Annotated in this window: 24 protein-coding genes, 1 tRNA gene and 1 pseudogene; 13 read left to right on the top strand and 13 right to left on the bottom strand. The window is 62.1% G+C overall.

From position 1 onward, the window contains the following. Positions 1-214 precede the first annotated feature (214 nt). The 4 genes from CO656_RS28405 to CO656_RS28390 form a co-directional block, all read right to left on the bottom strand. The gene (locus CO656_RS28405; RefSeq protein WP_097528009.1) at positions 215-622 is read right to left on the bottom strand and encodes a heme-binding protein; all 408 of its coding nucleotides are present in this window, start codon (positions 620-622) and stop codon (positions 215-217) included. Positions 623-933: 311 nt separating this feature from the next. Beyond that, a complete protein-coding gene (locus CO656_RS28400) occupies positions 934-1,302 on the bottom strand; it encodes a response regulator (protein ID WP_097528008.1) in 369 nt (122 codons plus the stop codon). A gap of 93 nt (positions 1,303-1,395) precedes the next feature. Next, positions 1,396-2,040 (bottom strand): response regulator transcription factor, encoded by a 645-nt coding sequence (locus CO656_RS28395; protein WP_097528010.1) that lies wholly within the window; start codon positions 2,038-2,040, stop codon positions 1,396-1,398. A 138-nt stretch (positions 2,041-2,178) separates the two neighbouring features. Further along, the gene (locus CO656_RS28390) at positions 2,179-3,720 is read right to left on the bottom strand and encodes a PAS domain-containing sensor histidine kinase (protein WP_097528007.1); all 1,542 of its coding nucleotides are present in this window, start codon (positions 3,718-3,720) and stop codon (positions 2,179-2,181) included. 147 nt (positions 3,721-3,867) lie between these two features. Between CO656_RS28390 and CO656_RS28385 the strand changes: the two genes are divergently transcribed. Further along, a complete protein-coding gene (locus CO656_RS28385; RefSeq protein ID WP_097528006.1) occupies positions 3,868-4,464 on the top strand; it encodes a GNAT family N-acetyltransferase in 597 nt (198 codons plus the stop codon). Between the two features lie 324 nt (positions 4,465-4,788). After that, positions 4,789-6,558 (top strand): adenylate/guanylate cyclase domain-containing protein, encoded by a 1,770-nt coding sequence (locus tag CO656_RS28380; RefSeq protein ID WP_097528005.1) that lies wholly within the window; start codon positions 4,789-4,791, stop codon positions 6,556-6,558. Between the two features lie 278 nt (positions 6,559-6,836). On the opposite strand, the gene CO656_RS31150 is transcribed toward CO656_RS28380, so the two are convergent. From CO656_RS31150 to CO656_RS28365, 3 genes are all read right to left on the bottom strand, one after another. Further along, positions 6,837-7,100: a hypothetical protein gene (locus CO656_RS31150; RefSeq protein WP_234819709.1), complete on the bottom strand. Its 264-nt coding sequence runs from the start codon at positions 7,098-7,100 to the stop codon at positions 6,837-6,839. After that, a complete protein-coding gene (locus tag CO656_RS28370; RefSeq protein WP_097528004.1) occupies positions 7,093-7,278 on the bottom strand; it encodes an Arm DNA-binding domain-containing protein in 186 nt (61 codons plus the stop codon). The genes CO656_RS31150 and CO656_RS28370 overlap by 8 nt, the downstream gene beginning before the upstream one ends. Before the next feature lie 163 nt (positions 7,279-7,441). Beyond that, positions 7,442-7,531, bottom strand: a tRNA-Ser gene (locus CO656_RS28365). 217 nt (positions 7,532-7,748) lie between these two features. Here CO656_RS28365 and CO656_RS28360 point away from each other — a divergent pair. From CO656_RS28360 to CO656_RS28350, 3 genes are all read left to right on the top strand, one after another. Then, entirely contained in the window at positions 7,749-8,102 is a 354-nt protein-coding gene (locus CO656_RS28360) for a hypothetical protein (protein ID WP_097528003.1), read from the top strand. A gap of 230 nt (positions 8,103-8,332) precedes the next feature. Continuing rightward, positions 8,333-8,749: a PilZ domain-containing protein gene (locus tag CO656_RS28355; RefSeq protein ID WP_037413660.1), complete on the top strand. Its 417-nt coding sequence runs from the start codon at positions 8,333-8,335 to the stop codon at positions 8,747-8,749. Between the two features lie 113 nt (positions 8,750-8,862). Beyond that, the gene (locus tag CO656_RS28350; protein WP_097528002.1) at positions 8,863-9,984 is read left to right on the top strand and encodes a pyridoxal phosphate-dependent aminotransferase; all 1,122 of its coding nucleotides are present in this window, start codon (positions 8,863-8,865) and stop codon (positions 9,982-9,984) included. Positions 9,985-10,014: 30 nt separating this feature from the next. On the opposite strand, the gene CO656_RS28345 is transcribed toward CO656_RS28350, so the two are convergent. Further along, positions 10,015-10,281, bottom strand: coding sequence for a sel1 repeat family protein (locus tag CO656_RS28345; protein WP_097528001.1), 267 nt, complete (start codon positions 10,279-10,281; stop codon positions 10,015-10,017). Between the two features lie 576 nt (positions 10,282-10,857). On the opposite strand from CO656_RS28345, the gene CO656_RS28340 reads away from it, so the two are divergent. Continuing rightward, positions 10,858-11,199, top strand: coding sequence for a DUF2147 domain-containing protein (locus tag CO656_RS28340; protein WP_097528000.1), 342 nt, complete (start codon positions 10,858-10,860; stop codon positions 11,197-11,199). Between the two features lie 51 nt (positions 11,200-11,250). On the opposite strand, the gene CO656_RS28335 is transcribed toward CO656_RS28340, so the two are convergent. Continuing rightward, positions 11,251-11,952, bottom strand: coding sequence for a glutathione S-transferase N-terminal domain-containing protein (locus CO656_RS28335; RefSeq protein WP_097527999.1), 702 nt, complete (start codon positions 11,950-11,952; stop codon positions 11,251-11,253). Positions 11,953-12,126: 174 nt separating this feature from the next. On the opposite strand from CO656_RS28335, the gene CO656_RS28330 reads away from it, so the two are divergent. From CO656_RS28330 to CO656_RS28315, 4 genes are all read left to right on the top strand, one after another. Continuing rightward, positions 12,127-12,300, top strand: coding sequence for a hypothetical protein (locus CO656_RS28330; protein ID WP_012707384.1), 174 nt, complete (start codon positions 12,127-12,129; stop codon positions 12,298-12,300). A gap of 12 nt (positions 12,301-12,312) precedes the next feature. After that, a complete protein-coding gene (locus CO656_RS28325; protein WP_037413653.1) occupies positions 12,313-12,486 on the top strand; it encodes a hypothetical protein in 174 nt (57 codons plus the stop codon). 118 nt (positions 12,487-12,604) lie between these two features. After that, complete coding sequence (locus CO656_RS28320; protein ID WP_037413648.1) at positions 12,605-12,925, top strand: YnfA family protein; 321 nt, start codon at positions 12,605-12,607, stop codon at positions 12,923-12,925. A gap of 157 nt (positions 12,926-13,082) precedes the next feature. Beyond that, on the top strand, positions 13,083-14,585 hold the full coding sequence (locus CO656_RS28315) for an AMP nucleosidase (RefSeq protein ID WP_097527998.1): 1,503 nt from the start codon (positions 13,083-13,085) through the stop codon (positions 14,583-14,585). A 6-nt stretch (positions 14,586-14,591) separates the two neighbouring features. Here the strand turns inward: CO656_RS28315 and CO656_RS28310 are convergent, their stop codons facing one another. Continuing rightward, positions 14,592-15,548 carry a lysylphosphatidylglycerol synthase domain-containing protein gene (locus CO656_RS28310; protein ID WP_097527997.1) on the bottom strand — a complete coding sequence of 319 codons (957 nt, stop codon included), beginning with the start codon at positions 15,546-15,548 and terminating at the stop codon, positions 14,592-14,594. Between the two features lie 97 nt (positions 15,549-15,645). Between CO656_RS28310 and CO656_RS28305 the strand changes: the two genes are divergently transcribed. Then, on the top strand, positions 15,646-16,665 hold the full coding sequence (locus CO656_RS28305) for a glycosyltransferase family 2 protein (protein ID WP_097527996.1): 1,020 nt from the start codon (positions 15,646-15,648) through the stop codon (positions 16,663-16,665). Beyond that, positions 16,658-18,142: a glycosyltransferase family 39 protein gene (locus tag CO656_RS28300; RefSeq protein WP_097527995.1), complete on the top strand. Its 1,485-nt coding sequence runs from the start codon at positions 16,658-16,660 to the stop codon at positions 18,140-18,142. Before CO656_RS28305 ends, CO656_RS28300 begins: the two co-directional genes overlap by 8 nt. Positions 18,143-18,157: 15 nt before the next feature. Here the strand turns inward: CO656_RS28300 and CO656_RS28295 are convergent, their stop codons facing one another. Together CO656_RS28295 and CO656_RS28290 are read right to left on the bottom strand one after the other, a co-directional pair. Further along, entirely contained in the window at positions 18,158-19,057 is a 900-nt protein-coding gene (locus tag CO656_RS28295) for a diacylglycerol kinase family protein (protein ID WP_097527994.1), read from the bottom strand. Positions 19,058-19,189: 132 nt separating this feature from the next. Then, positions 19,190-19,660: an Lrp/AsnC family transcriptional regulator gene (locus CO656_RS28290; RefSeq protein WP_097527993.1), complete on the bottom strand. Its 471-nt coding sequence runs from the start codon at positions 19,658-19,660 to the stop codon at positions 19,190-19,192. A 140-nt stretch (positions 19,661-19,800) separates the two neighbouring features. On the opposite strand from CO656_RS28290, the gene CO656_RS28285 reads away from it, so the two are divergent. After that, a complete protein-coding gene (locus tag CO656_RS28285; protein WP_097527992.1) occupies positions 19,801-20,703 on the top strand; it encodes a DMT family transporter in 903 nt (300 codons plus the stop codon). A 70-nt stretch (positions 20,704-20,773) separates the two neighbouring features. On the opposite strand, the pseudogene CO656_RS28280 reads toward CO656_RS28285, so the two are convergent. After that, positions 20,774-21,028 (bottom strand): annotated as a pseudogene (locus CO656_RS28280) (proline/glycine betaine ABC transporter permease); the annotation flags it as partial.

Below are 21,028 nucleotides of genomic sequence, written 5' to 3'. Positions count from 1 at the left end.
TCGACGCGAATACGGTCGGCGAGGCCGAGCGCCTCCACCTCGTTGCGCAGTGCGGTGACCATCGGCGAAACCTGGCAGGTGGCGATGATGTCGTGGCCGTTCTTGGCCATGCCGATGGCGGCGCCCTTGCCAAAGCCCGAACCGGCGCCGGTGACGAGAATTGTTTTGGACATGGAAGTTCCTTTCGACTGGTTGGTAGTTGCCTTTGAGAGGGTTAGGCGCCCAAGGCGGCCGCCGCCGCCTGTGCGATTTCAAGATCCTGCGGTACGGACCCGCCTGACACGCCGACAGCGCCAATCATCGTGCCGTCCACATCAACGAGCGGAAGCCCGCCCGCAAAGGGGGCGAGGCCGCCGTTCGTAAGTTCGAGCGCGTGGGCGGGCGCGCCCGGCTTGCAATATTCCCAAACTGCCTCGCTGGTGGTCTGGAAAAGCGCGGCGGTTCGTGCCTTGCGTGTGGCGATGTCGATCGAGCCAAGCACTGCGCCATCCATACGGCTGAACGACTTCAGATGGGCGCCGGAATCCAGCACCGTGATGTTGACGGGCACGCCGAGCTCGACGGCCTTTGCCTCGCCGGCCGAGATGATCGCCTGGGCCTGTTTGCAGGTGATTTGCCGCATGTGTTTCTCCGTTTGAGATGCTTCGATCGGCACTTTTCACACGTGCCGGGTCGCTGATGAGCATGCTGCTGGACGAATGCCGCCGCCGCCATCGTACGGGCGGCTGTCTGATTAAGACGAGCGGCTATGCGGCTCATGCGTTGGTATGAGGCTCAGCGTGTCGCCGGTCATTGCAGTTTGATCGCTGACGCCAGCGCCAAGAGGGCAACCACCGCCCTTCACACCGCTGTTGCCAGCAGTGAGCGTCCGTTTGCGGTTGAAATCTTGATGAAGACTAATCTAGTGCGGGAGCAGACGCGGGCCGGGTGGGCTCATGCGCTCATCAGCATTTCCAGGCATTCAACGAACGCCGTGGTGTCTATCGGCTTCCTGAAGAAGGCCACGGCCCCGCTGGCAAGGGCGACCTCCTCGAGTCCAGGCTCAGTACGAGCGGTAATCAGGATCACAGGCACCTGGGCTCGCCGCTCCGCGATCAGCTTTGTCAGATGAATGCCGCTCATGCCCGGCATCTGGACGTCCGTGATGACACAGGAACAACCCGGCATGGCACCCGCTTCGATGAATTCCTCGGCTGATGCGAAACCACGCGCAACATATCCGAGCGAACGGATCAGCCTGACAAGCGCTGACCGCATCGCCTGATCGTCGTCGATAATGGATATGAGTGGTTCCCCAGCCACGCGGCATCACTCGCTTCTTGTTGGCTTGGCCGCGGAGATTGGCGGAGCGCTGGACGTCAGCCTCGCACACGCCCCACCCGTTGGGAATCATACTCAGGTGTTAGCGTCGTGCTCAAGTACCAGGTTCAAGGCGTCAGCCATTCGCACCAGATCGGCGAGAGTCCGAGCACCCATCTTGCGCATCGCGGCGCCACGATGGATTTTGACCGTTACCTCGCTGAGACCCAGGTCTCCGGCGATCTGCTTGTTCATCCTGCCGGAGGTTGCCAGCATCATTACTTCCCGCTCGCGCGTCGATAACGTGGCAAAGCGACCTTTGAGACCAGCAGCGAGGTCCTCCGCGGCGCGTCGGCTGCGATCGCGGTTGATCGCCGTGCTCACTGCATCGAGCATGTCCTGGTCGCGGAAAGGCTTCGGGAGGAAGTCTACGGCCCCGGCCTTCATGGCCCGAACAGTCATGGGGATATCGCCGTGGCCGGTGATCAGGACGACGGGTAAGTTGATGCCCAATTCGCCAAGCTGCGCCTGGAATTCAAGCCCGTTGATGCCCGGCAGCCTTACGTCGAGTACGATGCATCCGGATAGATCCGGTCGCTGGGCGTCGATAAATTCGCGGGCGGTTCCGTAGCTGCGCGTTTCAAGGCTAACCGAGCGGAACAGGCGGCCTAGCGCGCGACGCAGCGCTTCATCGTCGTCGACGATGTAGACAATCGCTCTATCGTCCGGACTGTGCGACATCAAAAGGGCCATGTTCTCTAAAAAGCGTTGGAACCATACCATGATGGAAACCGCTCGGAGATAACACGAAGGTATTAGCCATCTTGGACTTGATGCGACCTCCTTCATCGAATCGTTTGTGGAACTGACCGAAGCAGTTCAGGAGGTTATGTCAGCGAGCGGTTGGGGCGCTCGACAGGGCATGACGGGTTCCGGATCGCCTTTTCTAGATTTTGCCGACGCGGAAATGGGAACGGTAAACGAAAAAACGGCGCCGCCTTCATCTCCGTTCGTCGCCCAGAGCGCACCGCTGTGGGCCTCTATGATTGATCGGCAGATCGACAGCCCCACCCCGAGACCGGTCGGCTTGGTCGTATAAAACGGTTCGAAGACGCGCTCCAAGGTGGCTGGCGTCAAGCCCGAACCGGAGTCCTGCACGGTGACAAAGACATTGTCGTCGTCTCTTCCGGCGGTGACCCGAACATTGCGATTACTGTCGTCGACATCGCTCATCGCCTCAATGGCGTTGGTGATCAAGTTGAGCATCACTTGCTGCAACTGTACGCGGTCTCCTCGGACGGTCGGCAAGCCCTTCGAGAGTTGGACCTGTAAGGAGACACCGTTCTTCAGGGATTTGCCGCGGCTAAGGGCAACGATCTCGGTGAGTGCCTCGGTGATGTCCAGGTCCTCCAGCGACGGCGGTGCGTTCTTGAACAGGGAGCGTATCCGATCAATGACATTGCCGGCTCGCGTGCCGTCCTTCACAACGTCGTCGAGTGCCTCTCTCACCTCCGCAAGATCGGGAGGGTCCCTTCTGAGCCAGCGAAGGGCAGCCTGCGCATTCGCGAGTGCAGCGGCAATCGGCTGATTGACCTCGTGCGCGATTGAGGCGGAGAGCTCCACCAGGCTTGCGACCTGCGATGCACGCGCCAGCCTGTCGTTCGCGGCCTGGAGGGCCGCCTCGGCGCGTTTGCGATCGTCAATGTCGATAAGCAACTCGAACCATCGCAGAATGTGCCCGTCGACATCCCGCAACGGCATAGCCAGCACATTGAACCAGCGATAGACGTCATCTGCGCGTCGCAGACGGGTCTCGATGTCGTAGGATCGACCTGCTTCATAATTTGCGTTGTGGGCGGCGATTGTGCGCTCTAAGTCCTCAGGATGAACGGCGTCTGTGGCTTCCCATTCCTTTAGCGTCTCCAGGGTCTTGCCAAAATAGTTGAGCGTGGCCTGATTGAGGCCCTCGACCGCCCCCGATGGCATCGTCACGGCGACCGGAACAGGGATACTGTCGACGATCAACTGAAAGTCGAGCTCACGTCGCCGCAAGGTCTCCTCAGCTCGTCGAAAATCCTCGACATCGGTTGTCACTCCGCACCATTTGAAGATCCGTCCGGCCTCGTCGAACATCGGACTGCATTGCACGCGAACCCGGCGATACTCCCCGTCGAAGCGCCGAACGCGTGCCTCGATCTCGCCGGGCTGGCAGGAGGTCAGAATCGACCGCCAGCGTTCGAGCAGTGCGGGCAGGTCGTCCGGGTTGACCGCGGCCTGCCATTCCCAGCCATGGGCTTCGTCCAGACTAAGGCCGGTGAATTCAGACCAGCATCGATTGACAAGCTCGAGCTGCCCGTCCGGCAGTGCGATCCACACCATCGCCGGGAGCGCGTCCAAAACGCGGCTGAGATCGAACTCCATTGCTGTCCTTTCCCCTCGAAAAGTATTGATTAGAGATTGCTTACGATGTCATTCGATCTGTGTACAGGCCGATGAGACTAGCGCCGTGTACGCTGTTCGAAAAACCTCTTAGGATAAACCGCCGCCCGAGAGCTTCCGGAGGATCAAATGATCCGGCTTGAGCCACCGCTACGAATTGCGACCGAAGCAGATGCAAGGCCGCTGGCGGACCTCGTCAACTTTGCCGGCGAGGGTTTGCCCCTGTACATTTGGGAGGGACTTGCAAAGGACGGTCAGGATCCTTGGGAGGTTGGTCGCGCTCGGCAAATAGAAAAGGCCCGCGACGGCCAGATCGTGGTTGTGGACTTTGGAGACGGTGCTGTAGCAAGTCTGACTGGCTACCCAATCGGCTCTCAACCCGAGCCAATTGGCGACGACATCCCCGCCCTGTTTCGGCCGCTTCAAGAACTGGAAAACAAGGCACTGGAAAGTTGGTATGTCAATGTGCTGGCCTGCTATCCCGAATACCGAGGGCAAGGACTTGGCTCGCGACTACTCAGTCTTGCAGAAGAAATAGCGGGGGAAGCAGCGCTTCGTCGGATGAGTGTCATCGTCGCCAACAACAATGCAGGTGCACGACGACTGTATGAGCGGCATGGCTACGCAGAAGCTGCAACACTCCCCTGTGTGAAGGAAGGCTGGGAGACCGATACAGAGCGCTGGATGCTTCTGATTAAATCGCTCCATTCAGTGGAAGGCCGCTGAGTCTGCACTGCAGACGTTCATCGCCATCGCATTGAACTTCGGCTCTCCACCCCTTCCCGACGGATGGGAACCGGAAAGATCGACCCTGAGCCGACTTTCGGCGTCACGGTGTCGAATGTCCGAAAGTTGCCAGGACAGTCATTGCCCAGGCAGGACGTCTGCGCCATTGGCACCGGGTTGCGAGTGCTCGACATTGTGAGCATTCACGATTGCCGGCGAACAAATGGCGAGCGATGATCTCACCCAAAGTCGCTCTGAACGGGACCCCGAAAATTTCCTCTTCCCTGTGTCTTCCTGTTATTGTGGAGACGAGGAGATGGCCCTGTGAGCGAGAACCGCAAGCTAGCGGCGATCCTGGCTGCCGACGTGGTCGGGTACAGCCGGCTGGCCGGCGCAGACGAAGACCGTACTTTGGCCAGGTTGCGGGCGCTGCGCAGCGACCTGATCGATCCGACCATCGCCGTGCACAACGGACGCGTGATCAAGCGCACAGGCGATGGGGCGCTGGTCGAGTTCCGCAGTGTAGTAGACGCCGTGCGCTGCGCCATTGAGGTGCAGAACGGTATGGTCGAGCGCAATGCCGGCGTGCCGCAGGACCGCCGCATCGAGTTCCGAATCGGAATTCATCTCGGCGACGTGGTCGAGGAAAGCGACGGCGACCTGATGGGCGACGGCGTCAACATCGCCTCGCGTCTGGAGGGCGTCGCTGCGCCAGGGGCCATCTGCCTATCCGAGGATGCCTATCGCCAGGTCAAGGCGCGGCTTGACCTCTCAGTCAGCGATCTCGGCAACACGCAGCTCAAGAACATCGCCGAGCCGATCCGGGTGTATTCGCTGCGTGTCGGCACCACCGAGGCAAAGGCAACCGCGACCTCACAGCCGGTGACAAGCCGGCCGACGACGGAACTGCCGCCGAAACTGTCGATCGCCGTGCTGCCCTTCGCCAACATGAGCGGTGATGCCGAGCAGGAATATTTCGCCGACGGAATCTCCGAAGACATCATCACATCTCTCTCAAAGCTGCCCCAGCTCTTCGTCATCGCCCGCAATTCGTCGTTCACGTTCAAGGGCAAGAACGTTCACGTGCAGGAGGTCGGCAGACACCTCGGCGTACGCTACGTGCTGGAAGGCAGCGTCCGCAAATCGGGAAACAGGGTGCGCATCACGGCGCAGCTTATCGACGCAGCCTCGAGCGGACATCTGTGGGCGGAGCGCTTCGATCGCGACCTCACCGACATATTCGCGGTGCAGGACGACGTCACGCAGCAGATCGTTGGCGCACTAGCGATCAACCTGACGGAGGGCGACCGGCAGCGGCTGGCGCCCGAGCACACCGGCACCATTGAGGCGTATGACTATTTCCTGCGTGGCCGAGAGCTGTGGCACCGGCTGACGATGGAGACGAACGTCGCCGCCCGGGACCTTTTGCAACGTGCAATCAAACTGGACCCGAATTTCGCCGCGGCCCACGCGTTCCTGGCCCTCACCCACGTACTCGACTATTTGAATGGATGGAGCCCGTCACCGCCGAATTCGCGCGAGCAAGCGGAAGAGCTTGCGACGCGGGCGGTGGCGCTGGATGATCGCGATCCCAGGGCGCACTGGGCGCTGAGCATCGTCGAATTGTATTCGCGACGGCACGACGTGGCCATCAGCGAGGCCCGGCGTGCGATAGTCCTCAATCCGAACTTCGCTGAAGGGCACGTCAGCCTGGGCGAGGCACTGAATTACTCGGCCAGGGCCGACGAGGCACTCAAGCATTTCGATCGGGCGAAGGTCTTGAACCCATATTTTCCGGATGTGCTATTGCACTTCCAAGCCTTGGCGTCGTTTCACCTGGGAAGGTACGAACAGGCGGTTGGCTTGCTAAAAGAGCGGCTGACCCGCAATCCCGTTACCGATGTCTCGCGCGCGCTCCTGGCAGCGAGCTACGGCCATCTGGGCCGTTTCGACGATGCCCGCGCGGCTTGGCAGGAGGTGTTCCGGGTCAATCCCGACTACTCCCTCGAATACCGTCGCAAAGTGTTGCCCTACAAGAACCCCGACGATTTCGAGCTAGTCGTGGACGGGCTTCGCAAGGCCGGCCTAGTGTAATTTCAGGCCGGGCGAGTGTCCGGTCTTGCACCTTCTGCAGCCACTCGCTCAAGGAGGAGCAATGACCGGTGCTGGCGCATCGTGCCCATCCAGCTCCCGTCGTCCGACTTCCGGATTCCACCCATTCGAGACACTCGGTGGCCCGCCGATGCACCGCCCGACGGTGCAATCCCTCGGAAGGGATGCAGGCGGCGCTCCGAATTCGCAAAGCTAGCTCGCGGCAGACCTACATGAGGAGCGCCAACTGTAGGAAGCGGCGCGGCCGCAAGTTGGAGTCGTCATTGCCGCGACAGTTGTCCTCGCCGTCTGGCTCTTGGCTCTAAAGTTACAGCCTCTACTTCCTTGAGGTTCTTCCTCGGTCCGTGAAGCAGTTCGTCGGCCGTAGGCATGTCTTTGAGGATCAGGTCTGCCCAAAGCTGCGCAAGCTCCTTGCGGCGCGGCAAGTGCTCTGCCCGGTTATAGGCGCCCTCCACCTTGTCGTTCGGCGTGTGCCCGAGCATCAGATCAATGATTTGCCGATCGGCCGGATGTCGTTCATTCATGATAGGGATAGTTGCCGATAACCAGCGTCTTCTCCTTGCCGTCGAAACGGTAGCGGAGACGCCATGATTTGGTGCCGGTGGGCAGAACAAACAGATTGAGGCCGCCGCCGTCGACGAGCTTGTACGTCGCTTCCTCTTTCTTCGCGTTCTTAACCGTCTTGTCCGTCAGAGCACTCATGCGCCGTGATACCCACATTTTTGGTTTTCGGTACCCACAAAGATACCCACAAATGAGCGGGTAGCGGTCGTTATCGATGGAAACCCATAGGAAACTAGAAGCAACAAAAAACGCGGCAAATCAAGGCCGCGTGGTGTGTATAATGATGCTTGGGAAGGTCTGATGGCGGAGAAGAAGGGATTCGAACCCTCGATACCGTTTCCGGTATACTCCCTTAGCAGGGGAGCGCCTTCGACCACTCGGCCACCTCTCCGTTAGCGCCTGACTAGTGGCAGCGCGGCTTCAATGCAAGATTTTTTTGTCGAATTTCAGGAATTCCCGCCATTTTCGTCGTGGTCGAGCGGGCGCTGTTGAACGCGTGGCGGCAAGGCTGAAGCAAGTCGGATCAGGGAGTGTGACGTCGCCGCGACAGAATGGTCCGTGCTATCGGGTTCTGCACCGGACAAGACAGCTATTCCCCGGATCACGCCATGTCGATGATCATCCATCTCGCTCACGGAAAGCCCGGCCAATCGGCCGTTGCCTATCCGCATTATCATATCGAGCGCCCCTGCCGCATTCTCGTCATCGGCAGTCAGTTGAAGGCGAAGTCCAAATATCAGGCACTGCTGCGGCACATCTCGATCGGCGGCGCGATGCTCGACTTCAACGCCGCGATCCTGCTGCCGAAGCACTTCTTTCTGGAGATCGACGGCTTCAAGGAGGAGATCGGCTGTGCCGAGGTGCATCGCAGCGGGACGGAACTCGGCGTACGCTTCAACATGCTGCTCGCACAGGAGTTCCTGAGCACGCTGATTCGTCTCCAGTTCTCAAGCGGATTGTGAGTGCGGGCGGCACTCCCCCCCGCTTGTCCCCGTGCCATCATTAGATTTCTATTGAATATCTTCAATCGATTGCAAGATTGCCGGCGGAAAATGACCGTCGACCCTGCAGGCGTCCGCCGCCTCAAGGGCGCCGGCAAATGACTTGCCGGGATCTGGCAAAGCTCCGTTGACCGATCGGCGAACACCCGCACGACGGCATCGCGAGCGGCGCGATCATCGGAGCACGACGCATGCTGCAGTCGACCATGTATTCGCTTGTTCCATCGCTGCTTTACGAGCGGCGTTACGAACGCTTCGCGATCGGACATGCCGCAACGCTGATGTCGGTGCGGCCGGCGCTTGGCGGCGTGTCGATCCGCGCCTGCAAGATGACCGACATCTCGCGCGGTGGAGCGAGTTTCTCCGTCAGCACGACCATCGGCCTGCCTGCGCACTACTATCTCCACATCGTGGGAACGAATGTCCGGATCGGCTGCGCCGAGGTTCACCGGCGGGACAACCGCATCGGGGTGCAGTTCATCAAGCCCATCGACGAAGCATTCCTCCACCAAATCGTGCGCCACGAATTTTTCACCGGCCAGACCGGCAAGGTTAAATCCGCACCTCCCGCGCCCGCAGTCGGATATTTCGCGGTTGGGGGACGATAGATGGCGGTGCCGGGGAAATAACGAAACCTGACGCCTTCGCTTTTGCGCATTCCGCTTGCCGTTCCAATGCGATAAGTTCCGCGGCGCTTTTCGAACGGAGCTCAGTTGTCAAGATGTCTGCATTCTCGCGTTTCACGCCGCTCATCCAATCCCTGCCGGCCACGGTTCCCTTCGTCGGTCCGGAAGCGATCGAGCGGCAGCGCGGCCGCGGGATTGCCGCCCGCATCGGCGCAAACGAGAGCGGCTTCGGGCCGGCCGATTCCGTCTTGCTCGCGATCCAGCGGGCCGCCGGCGAAACCTGGAAATACGCAGACCCCGAAAATTACGAGCTGAGGCACGCACTCGCGGCGCATCTCGGCATCTCGCCTGCCCATATCGCCGTCGGAGAGGGGATCGACGGCCTGCTCGGGCAGATCGTCCGCCTCGTCGTCGAGCAGGGAATGCCGGTGGTCACTTCGTTCGGCGGCTATCCGACCTTCAACTACCATGTGGCAGGGCATGGCGGCCGGCTCGTCACCGTGCCTTACGTCGATGATCGCGAAGACCTCGGCGGCCTGCTCTCCGCGGTCAAGCGCGAGGCGGCACCGCTCGTCTATCTTGCCAATCCCGACAATCCGATGGGGAGTTGGTGGCCGGCCGAGCGCGTCGTCGAGTTTGCGACCGCCCTGCCCGAAACGACGCTGCTGATCCTAGACGAAGCCTATTGCGAAACGGCGCCGGCCGAAGCTCTGCCGTCGATCGAGAGCCTGATCGAGCGGCCGAACGTCATCCGCACCCGCACCTTCTCCAAGGCCTATGGCCTCGCCGGCGCGCGGGTCGGCTATTCGCTGACGACGCCGGGCAGCGCTCAGGCCTTCGACAAGATCCGCAACCATTTCGGGATGAATCGAATCGGCGTGGCTGCGGCGCTCGCCGCCCTCGCCGACCAGCAATATCTCAAGGAAGTGACGCAGCGGATCGCAGCATCGCGCGACCGGATCGCCGGCATTGCGTGTGACAACGGGCTGCGGCCGTTGGCGTCGGCGACGAATTTCGTCGCCATCGACTGCGGACGGGATGCAACCTATGCCCGGGCGATCGTCGACCGGCTGATGGGCGATCACGGCATTTTCATCCGCATGCCGGGCGTCGCGCCGCTCAATCGCTGCGTCCGGATCAGCACCGGCCCCGATGCCGAGATGGACTTTCTCGAGGCCGCCCTGCCGCTCGTACTCAAGAGCCTGGCCGAGGGCTAGACTGGAGCTGTCGCCCCAGCTTGTGCGGTATCAATGCACCGTCATCCATTCGCGGGCGGCGCGCAGGGCCGCGGCAAGATCGGTCTTGCTCATCGTCGCGGCGAGATCGGCGCGAAGGTCGGCGGCGCGGTCCGAGCCCCTGATGGCGGCGATGTTCAGCCACTTATGGGCGGCCACGAGGTCCACCGGCCGGCCGCGGCCGGTCGCGTAGGCGAGACCCATTTCGCAAAGAATGTCGGCCCGGTTTTCGCCGCCCATTGCCGCATCCGACGTGATCTCGAAGTCAAAGCGTGCCATTTGCTTGTCCCTGTCGTTCTTGTTGGTTCAGCCGAAGCGGCACGCCCCTTCGGGCGCGCCGGGCTTCAGTTGCTGTTCTTTTTGTCCCTGTTTCAGTCTTGCCTCTTGGCGGGCTTTCCAATGTCGCGCCGTCTTGTGCGGCGTCGGCTCCGGCTGATTTGGCGGTGCGTCTTCACCGCTCGTCCTATGGGCTGGAGTATGCCCCGCAGCCTTCAATGGGCGCTTAAAATGCATGCTTAATTTGACGGAAACAAAGTTCAAATACTTGGTAAACTTGGCTTTTCGTTAAACATCGCAGCGCCTGCAGCGCCGGCAATCCGGTTCAAAACTAACGGAAAATTCAAACTCCGATTTCAACCGATCGCTAACCAACAAAGCACCTGCCGGACTATCGGGGGCCGAATTCCGCGACTCACATGAGGGTCCTGCCGCGCCTATTTTTTCGCGTCGCGGCCCGTATTTACCTTTACGTACGCGTAAGCTATCGTGCAGGGCTCGGACGGCGAGGAGGCCGCCGATGCGAGGCATCCAGATCGCGGCGGCCGGCAACCGACCGTCTCCAAGGGAGGACATTGAATGATTCGTACTTTGCTCGTCAGCGCGGCACTCGTCTTCGGAGCGATGGGAGCGGTTCATGCCGCCGAGCCGATCGTCGGCAACTGGAAGACGGCGAGCGGAGCCACGGCGGAGATAGCCCCCTGCGGCGGCGCTTTCTGCGTCACGCTGAAGACGGGCAAGCACGCCGGCAAGCGCATCGGCAATCTCGCCGGGACGGGCGGCAGCTACAGCGGCGAGATCACCGATCCGGAAAGCGACAAGACCTATAGCGGCTCGGGCTCGGTCGACGGCAATTCGCTGAAGATGAAGGGCTGCGTGCTGAAGGTGCTGTGCAAGTCGCAGACCTGGATGCGGCTTTAGCTCTTTCCGAATTCCGCGAGGGCGACCCACTATGGCCGCCCTCGCCTCGAATCAGCGGGCGCGCTGCCCGAACAGGATCTTCTGCGCTTCCTTGTCCTCGGCAAGGCTCTTCTGACGGGCCCGCTCCTCCTTGCCGACCTCGATCGCTTTGCGAACAGCGGGCCGTGCCAGCAGCGCGTCGAACCAACGCTTCAGATGCGGAAAATCGTTGAGATCCTGGCCCTGGTTCTCGTGCGGGATCACCCAGCCGACCGCGGCCATGTCGGCGATCGAATAGTCGCCGGCGAGGAACGGCCGATCGGCCAGCCGCTTGTTCATGACGCCATAGAGGCGGTTCACCTCATTGGTGTAGCGATCGATGCCGTATTGGATTCTTTCCGGCGCATATTGCCGGAAATGATGCGCCTGGCCTGCCATGGGGCCCAGGCCGCCGACCTGCCAGAAGAGCCATTGCTCGACCTCGGCACGGGCGCGCTCGTCTGTCGGGTAGAACTTCCCGAATTTTCGGCCGAGATATTGCAGGATCGCACCCGATTCAAAGAGGGAGATGGGCTCGCCGCCCGGTCCGACCGGGTCGATGATGGCCGGCATGCGGTTGTTTGGCGAGATCCTCAGGAAATCCGGCGCGAACTGATCACCCTGCCCGATATTGATGTACTTGACCACGTAGGGAACGCCGAGCTCCTCCAGCATAATGGTGATTTTCCAGCCGTTCGGCGTCGGCCAGTAATAGAGCTCGATGGGAGCGGTCATAGGCGGTCTCCTCAGGTTGTGGGCACACAGACGTAGGAACGCACTCCGGCGCTGGCAAGAGGCGCACCGTCCAAGATGAACGGCAGATGAACGGCTACCTCAGCAAGAATTCAGTTTGGTTGTGCGAAAAAACGCTCAATCGATTTGAACGCGCTCCAGCCCACGGACGGAACAATGGATATTCTCGCTCGCCGCCTCACCATCATCAGCCTGCTGATGGTCGTCTTCGCCATGTCGCTCGCCGCCGCTGTCGGCGCCGACACGGAGCGTCGCCGCCAAAACACCTATATCGGCTCGCTGACCGATTGCACCGCGCATACGGCGCAGTATTGCCAAGCCAAGCTGTAGAGGAATGCTCAAATGGCCGCCCTCGTCTCCTCCGCCATTCTCTCGCTCCGGCTCCTGCTGCTCACGGGCCTGCTGATGGCGCCGATCGGAGCGGTCGCCTACAGCAAGGCCACCGGCGCCGGCATCGGCAAGCACGGCGCCGGTCTCGTCCTCTTCGTTACGCTGCAACGCCAGGCGATGAGCTGATCCTCCATCGTGGAGGTGGCGCAATCTACCCTGCTCCCAAGGTAGTGGCGCGGAACGAATTTCCCTCTTGCACATGCTCTGACTTTTCGCTCCTTTCGCGGCTGAAAGGCCAGATCTGATGCCCGCATTCGCCGTCTATTCGCTCGCCGCGCTCGCCGAAATCGCCGGCTGCTTTGCCTTCTGGGCATGGCTCCGGCTTGACAAGTCCTTTTGGTGGCTCGTTCCAGGGATGGGGTCTCTGGCGCTCTTTGCCTGGCTCCTGACGATGATCGACGTGCCGGCGGCCGGGCGCGCCTATGCCGCCTATGGCGGCGTCTACATTGCCGCTTCGCTGGTCTGGCTCTGGCTCGCCGAGGGCGTGCGCCCCGACCGCTGGGACTTGACCGGCATGGCCGTGGCGCTTGTCGGGGCGACAATCATTCTCGTCGGCCCGCGCTAATGCATGTGGCCCAAAAGTGTGCAGCGCTTTTGCGATGGCGACATGCACAAAAACAAAGACCTAAAACGCGCCGCGTGAATACGTTTGAACGAGATGGCCACGCGCCGGCCGCGTATCTTGTCGTTTGCTTGTTAGATACCCCAGCCTATAATGCGCCATGGATACACGAATCTCTTCGACCCCCATTCTCTCCGTCGCCACCCCAGAAGCCTTCGAGCCGCAGACCTTCGATGATCCGGCCGCGGCCGTCGATTGCCTGCAGGCCCTCTACGAGCGCAATACCCGGTTCCTGTGCGAAGCCTTCGAGGGGCTGGGCAAGAACGGCCGGCCGCTTACGCGCTTCCGCGCCTGCTATCCACAGGTGAGCATCGAGACGAGCAGCTTCGGCCACGTCGATTCCCGGCTCTCCTTCGGCTATGTCAGCGCGCCCGGCGTCTACACCACGACGATTACGCGGCCGCGGCTCTTCCGCCACTATCTGAAGGAGCAGTTCGGTCACCTCATGCGCAATCACGGTGTCGGCGTCACCGTGTCGGAGTCGTCGACACCGATTCCCCTCCACTTCGCCTTCGGCGAGAATGCCCATGTCGAGGCGTCGGCGGCCGACACGATCGACATTCCGCTGCGCGACCTCTTCGATGCGCCCGACCTGACGACGACGGACGACGAGATCGCCAACGGCTCTTATGAGCCCGGGCCAGGAGAACCCTCGCCGCTTGCGCCATTCACGGCGCAGCGCATCGATTATTCGCTCGCCCGCCTCAGCCACTACACGGCAACCAGCGCCACGCACTTCCAGAACTTCGTGCTCTTCACCAACTACCAGTTCTATGTCGACGAGTTCTGTGCCTGGGCACGCCAGCAGATGGCCGAAGGCGGCAACGGCTACACGGCCTTCGTAGAGCCAGGCAACATCATCACGCCCGCGGGCGCCGACAAACCGGAGACCGACTACACGCTCGCCCGGCTGCCGCAGATGCCGGCCTATCACCTGAAGAAAAAGGGCCATGGCGGCATCACCATGGTCAATATCGGCGTCGGCCCCTCGAACGCCAAGACGATCACCGACCACATCGCGGTCTTGCGGCCGCATGTCTGGCTGATGCTCGGCCATTGCGCCGGGCTTCGCAACAGTCAGCGGCTCGGCGACTACGTTCTGGCGCATGCCTATATGCGCGAGGATCACGTGCTCGACGACGATCTGCCGGTGTGGATCCCGCTCCCGGCACTGGCCGAGGTGCAGGTCGCCTTGCAGGACGCGGTGGCGGAAGTCACCGGTTACCAGGGCTACGATCTCAAGCGGATCATGCGTACGGGTACGGTCGCGACGATCGACAACCGCAACTGGGAACTGCGCGACCAGCGCGGCCCGGTCAAACGCCTGTCGCAGGCCCGCGCCATCGCCCTCGACATGGAATCGGCGACGATCGCCGCCAACGGCTTCCGCTTCCGCGTGCCCTATGGAACGCTGCTCTGCGTCTCCGACAAGCCGCTGCACGGCGAATTGAAGCTGCCCGGCATGGCGACGGCCTTCTACCGCACGCAGGTGAGCCAGCACCTGAAGATCGGCATCCTGGCGCTGCAGAAGCTCGCGGCCATGCCGCCGGAGAAACTCCATTCGCGCAAGCTCAGAAGCTTCTACGAGACGTCCTTCCAGTAGAAGGCGTCAACTTTTCGGCCGCAGCACGAGCGACAGCAGCGTGCCGGCGACGGCCGAGACGATGATGAGCAGGTGCGCATTGATGCTGGCGCGCCCTAAAAGCTCGAGCGCGGCCTTGCCGCCGGCCGCGCCGAAGGAGACGGCGCCGGCCACGATCGCCGCCGCATAGGTGCCGACGCCGGCGGGCGCGTGCACGGGAAGAACGGAAGAGAGCTCTCCCCCAAGCGCCCCGCCGAAAGAGGCGGCAAGCGGTGCCACGCCCATGATCGCCAGCACCCAGGCGAGCACCGCGACTTTTATCCCCCAGTTCAGCATGGTCATTGCCGAGGCGCGGAGAAATGCCGGGAAATGCTCCGGCAGCCCCGCCTCGATCTCATCGACATGGTGCAAGAACCGCGCCGGCGACACGCGGCGCACCCCGCGAAGAATCCGGGCCTTGAGCAGGAAGAACGCGAGCGGCGAGAGCAAGGCCATCGTCCAAAGCAGCCAAGCGACCATCTGATTGCTGCGGCCGGTGACCAGGCCCACCGCCGCGACCGTGAGCAGCGCGTGCAGATCCAAGAGGCGCATGACGACCAGCGCCGATGTTCCGCGCAACAGCGGAACGCCGAATTCGGCGCGCATCAGCAGCGGAAAACTCGTCTCGCCGGCTCTGAAGGGCAGCATGATATTGAGCAGATTGTGGACCTGCGTGACGCGAAAGAGCAGCAGGAAACGGCCGGCGGTCTGCTCCGGAAAATAGTCGTAGATGCGGTAGCAGCGAACGAAATAGGTCGCGATGAGAAGACCGAGCGCGGCGAGCACGGACGACAAACCGATCTCGGCCCATTGCCGCAGCAGGACCAACCACCCCCAGACCCACTCGACGAAGACGGCATAAGCCGCTATGGCCGCCACGGAAATCAGTGCCATACGGTTGCGCGCGAGCCACGAGCGCCGGCTCAACTGCCAGTCCGAATTCATGAGGTACCGTTTTCCTGTAGAAAGCCACGCAATTCAGCGTTGGTTATCATCGTTAACTGTGCAAGAAAACCTGCGACGGCACACCGGAGAGACCGCCTTGACCCACATGCAAGAACCGCTGACGGCAATGACGGGCGCGATGGAGCCGATCGAGCTGTCCATAGTGGTGCCGGTGTTCAATGAGGAGGACAGCGTCGCGCCGCTCGTCAACCGTATCCACGAGGCCATGGCCAGTTTCGACCGATCCTGGGAATTGATCCTGGTCGACGACGGCAGCACGGACCGGACCCTGCCGAATGCCCGCAAGGAGCTGCTGCGTCCGGACCTGAAACTGAAGATCATCGAGCTCCAGAAGAATTTCGGCCAGACGGCCGCCATGCAGGCCGGGATCGATGCCGCGGCCGGGCGGCTGATCGCGACGCTCGACGGCGACCTTCAGAACGACCCGAAGGATATTCCTCAGATGGTCGCCGCCATCGAGGAGCGCGAACTCGATCTCCTGGTCGGATGGCGGCAAAACCGCCGGGACGGCCTCCTGCTCAGAAAGATTCCCTCCTGGTGCGCCAATATCCTGATCGGCAAGATCACCGGCGTGAAGCTTCACGATTACGGCTGCAGCCTTAAGGTCTATCGCAGCGCGATCATCAAGCAGGTGAAGCTCATGGGCGAAATGCACCGCTTCATTCCGGCCTGGGTCGCGGGCGTCGTGCCGAGCAGCCGGATCGGCGAGATGCCCGTGACGCACCACGCCCGCCACTTCGGTTCGTCGAAATACGGTATCTCGCGCACCTTCCGTGTGATCCTCGACCTGCTCGCAGTGCTGTTCTTCATGCGCTACAAGGCGCGTCCCGGCCACTTCTTCGGCTCGATCGGACTTGCGACCGGCAGCCTGAGCGCCCTCATCCTGCTCTATCTCGCGATTGACAAGTTCGTCTTCGGCAACGATATCGGCACCCGCCCGATGCTGATCGTCGGCGTCATGCTGTTCCTGTCCTCGGTGCAGCTGATCACCACCGGCATTCTCGCGGAAATGATGGCGCGCGCCTATTTCCGCGACGACGATACGGCGAGCTATATCGTCCGTCAGGTCTTCGGGCAGGACCAGCCGCATGCATGACATCGTCGACCGGCGGCCGAACCTGGTCTTAATCACACTGGCCGGCTATTTTCTGCTGTGCGTCGTGCTGCGCCTTGCCGCCTCGCCCTCGCTCGAGATCGATGAGGCCGAACAGGCCTTTTTGTCGCAATTCCTGCAGCTCGGATATGGGCCGCAACCGCCCTTCTACAACTGGCTGCAATACGGGCTGGCGCAACTGATCGGCACGTCGCTCGCGACGATGACCATTCTCAAGAACGGGCTTCTGTTCCTCTGCTGCCTTTTCTACGGCCTCGCGGCGCAGCTTGTCCTCAAGGACCGGCGCCTCTCGGCGATCGCCATGCTCGGCGTCCTGAGCCTGCCGCCGGTCTTCCTGCTCGCACAGCGGGATCTCTCCCATACGGTCGCCGCGCTTTTTGCCGTATCGCTGTTCCTCTACGGCTTTCTGCGGACGCTGACGCGTCCGAGCCTTTTTTCCTATCTGCTGACCGGCATTGCGGTCGGCATTGGCGTGGTTTCCAAGTACAACTTCGTCATCGTGCCGGTCGCGGCAATCCTTGCCGCGCTGCCCGAACCGGAATTGCGCAAGCGCATTTTCGATTGGCGTATCCTGGGGGCGATCGCCATTGCCGGCGTCATCGCGCTGCCCCACGGCGTGTGGGTGCTGCAAAATCTCGATGCCGCCTCGTCGGGCACGCTGAATGAAATGAAGGAGCGCGAGGCGGAGGGCCGCCTTATGCAGGCGTTTCACGGCGTCTTTGCCCTTGCCTCGGCAATAATTGGCGGCAGCCTGGTGCCCTTGCTGGTCTTTGGCCTTGCCTTCCGGCGAAAAATCCGGGTGATCTGGCAGGCGGAAAACCAATGGACCCGCCTCGTCGGGCGCATGATCGCGCTCTGTCTCCTTGCCGTTCTGCTTGTCGTTCTCGGTGTCGCTGCGACCCATGTCCGCGAAAAATGGCTCGTGCTCTTTCTGGTCCTGCTGCCGCTCTATCTCTGCCTCAAGATCGAGGCGGCAGAGATCGATCCGGCGCCGGGCTTCCGGCGCTTCGTGCCGTTGGTTGCCTGCATCGTGCTGGTGACACTCGTGATTGTGTCGGCGCGGGCCGTGGTACGCCCGTGGTTCGGCGACTACTCGAAACTGAACATCCCCTATGCCGCCTTGGTGGAGGCGGTCGTCGAGGCAGAAGGGCGGCCGCCAGCGCTGGTGCTGACCAATGACAAGCAGGTGGCCGGCAACATCCGCACGCGGCTTGCCGACGTGACGGTGGCGATCCCCCATCTTTCGGACTTCCCGCCGCCGGACGCGACGAGGCGGCCGCTGCTGGTGGTGTGGCGCGACGAGAAGAATCAGGCGCCGCTTCCCGCCACGCTGAGCGCGGCTCTCGAGACATCGGGAGTGGCCGTATCGGCTCAAACGCCGCGCAAACTCGAATTGCCTTATATCTACGCCGCCGGACCGGATCGCTATCGGTTCAGCTATATCTGGGTGGGCGAGTAGATCACCGGTACCCGTTTACGCGCCCACGAGGAGCTTCAATTCGCCGGGGTGAACGCGCAAGGCGACATCGCGCCGCCGGATCGGCAGGAGCTCGCCGTCGATGACGCAGTTGATCTTGCGGTCAACCTTCGGAAAATGCAGATCGACCGCCAATGCGCTCATTTCGGTGATCAACGGACTTGCCCGGAATCGTCCGCGCAGGATGTCGAAGGCGAGCTTTGCGACGCCCGCAGGACTCAGCGGCGGAGCCGTGTAGAAGCCGAGGTGCCCTGCCGTCACATCGTCCGCATACATCAGCGTCGCGTGGCCGAAATGGTTGTTCGAGACCGAAATGGCCGACACGTGCCGAAGCTCGCGGTGGCCGTCGGCATCGAATTCGATCTCGAAATCCGGCGGATTGAAGATCACGCCAATGGCGGCGCGCACGCTGGCGCCGATCTTGCCGGGGCGCGAGGCAAACTTGTAGGACTCCCGATAGCGCACCATGCGGGCGTGCAGTCCCATCGAAAATTGATGCACGAAAGCCCGGCCGTCGGCGCTCCCGATGTCGCCATCGATGATCCTTCCATTGGCGAGGACCTCGGGAACCTTCCAGATATCGAGCGGCAGCTTCAGGGAGCGGGCGAAGAGGTTCATCGTTCCCGCCGGAATGACGCCGAGCGGCATGCCGGAGCGCCAGGCCACCCCGGCTGCGGCCGAAATCGTGCCGTCGCCGCCGCCTGCGACGATCGCGTCCAGGTCATCGCGGCGGCAGGCCGTCTCCAGCGCCTGCAGGATATCGCTTGCGGCCACCACGGCAATTTCCATGTCATGCCCGGCGGCGCGAAAGACCTCCTCGACGCGCTTGCCATAGGTTTCCATATCCGTGGTGCGGAAAGTCCCCCCATCTCGATTGAAGATGGCTTTAACTTTCAACGACTGGCCTCTCTTTCATCCATGCGCGCCCTTCTGCTTCTGAGATAAGGGCGGCAGCGGGGGATTCCAGAGCCGGCCGAAAAGAGTTTCGCGGAAGGTCGCCGTGAGCGACAGCGTTCGGTGCGGCCGCCCTCACAAGGCCGGCAGCTTCAGGGGACCGCCGGTCTTGATCGTCCGGATGGCGAAATTCGAACGGATGTCCGTCACCCCGGGCAGGGTCAGCAAGGTTTCGGTGAGAAGCCTCTCATAGGCCGACAGGTCCTCCACCACCACCTCGGCGAGGAAATCCGCATTGCCCGAGATCAGGAAACAGGAGACCACCTCCGGTATGGCGAGGAGCGCCTCCTGCTGCCGCCGCGCATTTTCCTGGCTGTGCTGGCCGACCTTGATCTCGACAAAGACCGTCAGCCCCAGGCCCACCTCCTTGCGGTCGATATCGGCACGATAGCCGCGCAGCACGCCCGACTTCTCCAGACTGCGGATGCGCCGCAGGCAGGGGGACGGCGAAAGGTTGATGCGCTCGGCGATCTCGACATTGGTGGCGCGAGCATCCTCCTGCAGGACCTTGAGAATGGCGATATCGAATTTATCGAGTTTTGGCATAACAAGACTGTTTCAATTATCGTATTGGCAGAAGATTGCTGAACTTACCTCCAAACGGGCAGAGATAGCAAGGACATGCCCCACGTGTCGGCGCTAGGGTTCACACATCCGAAACACCTCGCGTCTGGAGGAACAAGACCATGGTTGCGCTGACACTCGATCGCGGTTCCGACTCGCCCGTATCCGGCTATGCCGGTGCCTTCGTCACGGTGTTGATCTGGGCGGGCTGGATCCTCGCCACGCGGCACACCGCCGCGACCAGCCTCGGCACCATCGACCTCGGCCTCATCCGTTATGGGATACCGGCGCTCGTCCTTGCACCGGTCTGGCTGAAAACGGGTCTCGTGCCGAAAGGCCTGTCGCCGGCGCTTCTGGCGCTGATGGTCGCCGGATCGGGGGCCCTGTTCTTCCAAGTGGCGGCCTTCGCCATCCACGCGACGCCGGCGGCCTCGGTCGGCGTGCTGCTCGGCGGTTCGATGCCGCTCGCGACGGCAATTATCGGCGTGACGCTGTTTCGGGAGCGGCCGGATCGCATGCGCATCCTCGGCTTTGCGGCGATCATCCTCGGCATGGCGATCCTGCTAACCCGCAGCCTCGGCGCCTCGGACAGCTGGACCGGGTGGCTGCTGCTGCCTGCCGCCGCGGCGCTCTGGGCGACCTATACGCACGCCTTCCGGCGGTCGGGTCTGAGCCCCCTCCAAGGCGGCGCGCTGATCGCCGTCTGGTCGTTCTTCATCCATCTCGCTCTGGCGCTCGTCTTTGGCAGCACGCTCGCGACCGTGCCGGCGCACGAGATCGGCCTGCAGGTGATCAGCCAAGGGGTTCTTTCAGGGCTCATCGCCACGCTTGCCTACGGCCTCGCCGTCCGGCGCCTCGGCGGCACGCAGGCGGCGGCCTTCACGGCCCTGACGCCGGTGCTCGCAATGATCGGCGGCGGCTTGCTGCTTCAGGAGGCGATTGGTCCCTTCGAGATTGCCGCCGCGGTCGTCACCGCCACGGGCGTCGCGCTCTCGACCGGTATGCTCTCCGCCAGGCACGAATAGCCGGAACAAGCAAGCGGCCCGGGACGATGAGTCCCGGGCCGCTGTTCTTTTCCGCAATAACAGTCCAGTGTCAGCCGTGGACGATTTCACGGTGCCGCTGCAGGCGGCGGCCATAGGCCTGGCTGACACGGTCGAAGATGATGGCGATGCCGACGATGGCAAGGCCATTGAAGATGCCGAGGGTAAAGTACTGATTGGCGATCGCCTTCAGCACCGGCTGGCCGAGGCCTTGGACGCCGATCATGGACGCGATGACGACCATGGCGAGCGCCATCATGATCGTCTGGTTGATGCCGGCCATGATGGTCGGCAGCGCCAGAGGCAT

Origin of the sequence: Sinorhizobium sp. FG01 (assembly GCF_002531875.1) — a bacterium.
Taxonomy (GTDB): domain Bacteria; phylum Pseudomonadota; class Alphaproteobacteria; order Rhizobiales; family Rhizobiaceae; genus Sinorhizobium; species Sinorhizobium fredii_C.
This window is presented reverse-complemented; position numbering and strand designations above follow the sequence as displayed.

Coding starts and splice junctions, on each gene's coding strand:
- CO656_RS28385 (WP_097528006.1), top strand. CDS start 3,868: ATGATCCGGCTTGAGCCACCGCTACGAATTGCGACCGAAGCAGATGCA.
- CO656_RS28405 (WP_097528009.1), bottom strand. CDS start 622: ATGCGGCAAATCACCTGCAAACAGGCCCAGGCGATCATCTCGGCCGGC.
- CO656_RS28300 (WP_097527995.1), top strand. CDS start 16,658: ATGCATGACATCGTCGACCGGCGGCCGAACCTGGTCTTAATCACACTG.
- CO656_RS28285 (WP_097527992.1), top strand. CDS start 19,801: ATGGTTGCGCTGACACTCGATCGCGGTTCCGACTCGCCCGTATCCGGC.
- CO656_RS28325 (WP_037413653.1), top strand. CDS start 12,313: ATGGCCGCCCTCGTCTCCTCCGCCATTCTCTCGCTCCGGCTCCTGCTG.
- CO656_RS28340 (WP_097528000.1), top strand. CDS start 10,858: ATGATTCGTACTTTGCTCGTCAGCGCGGCACTCGTCTTCGGAGCGATG.
- CO656_RS28290 (WP_097527993.1), bottom strand. CDS start 19,660: ATGCCAAAACTCGATAAATTCGATATCGCCATTCTCAAGGTCCTGCAG.
- CO656_RS28355 (WP_037413660.1), top strand. CDS start 8,333: ATGCTGCAGTCGACCATGTATTCGCTTGTTCCATCGCTGCTTTACGAG.
- CO656_RS28370 (WP_097528004.1), bottom strand. CDS start 7,278: ATGAGTGCTCTGACGGACAAGACGGTTAAGAACGCGAAGAAAGAGGAA.
- CO656_RS28360 (WP_097528003.1), top strand. CDS start 7,749: ATGTCGATGATCATCCATCTCGCTCACGGAAAGCCCGGCCAATCGGCC.
- CO656_RS28335 (WP_097527999.1), bottom strand. CDS start 11,952: ATGACCGCTCCCATCGAGCTCTATTACTGGCCGACGCCGAACGGCTGG.
- CO656_RS28310 (WP_097527997.1), bottom strand. CDS start 15,548: ATGAATTCGGACTGGCAGTTGAGCCGGCGCTCGTGGCTCGCGCGCAAC.
- CO656_RS28390 (WP_097528007.1), bottom strand. CDS start 3,720: ATGGAGTTCGATCTCAGCCGCGTTTTGGACGCGCTCCCGGCGATGGTG.
- CO656_RS28350 (WP_097528002.1), top strand. CDS start 8,863: ATGTCTGCATTCTCGCGTTTCACGCCGCTCATCCAATCCCTGCCGGCC.
- CO656_RS28345 (WP_097528001.1), bottom strand. CDS start 10,281: ATGGCACGCTTTGACTTCGAGATCACGTCGGATGCGGCAATGGGCGGC.
- CO656_RS28320 (WP_037413648.1), top strand. CDS start 12,605: ATGCCCGCATTCGCCGTCTATTCGCTCGCCGCGCTCGCCGAAATCGCC.
- CO656_RS28330 (WP_012707384.1), top strand. CDS start 12,127: ATGGATATTCTCGCTCGCCGCCTCACCATCATCAGCCTGCTGATGGTC.
- CO656_RS31150 (WP_234819709.1), bottom strand. CDS start 7,100: ATGAATGAACGACATCCGGCCGATCGGCAAATCATTGATCTGATGCTC.
- CO656_RS28395 (WP_097528010.1), bottom strand. CDS start 2,040: ATGTCGCACAGTCCGGACGATAGAGCGATTGTCTACATCGTCGACGAC.
- CO656_RS28315 (WP_097527998.1), top strand. CDS start 13,083: ATGGATACACGAATCTCTTCGACCCCCATTCTCTCCGTCGCCACCCCA.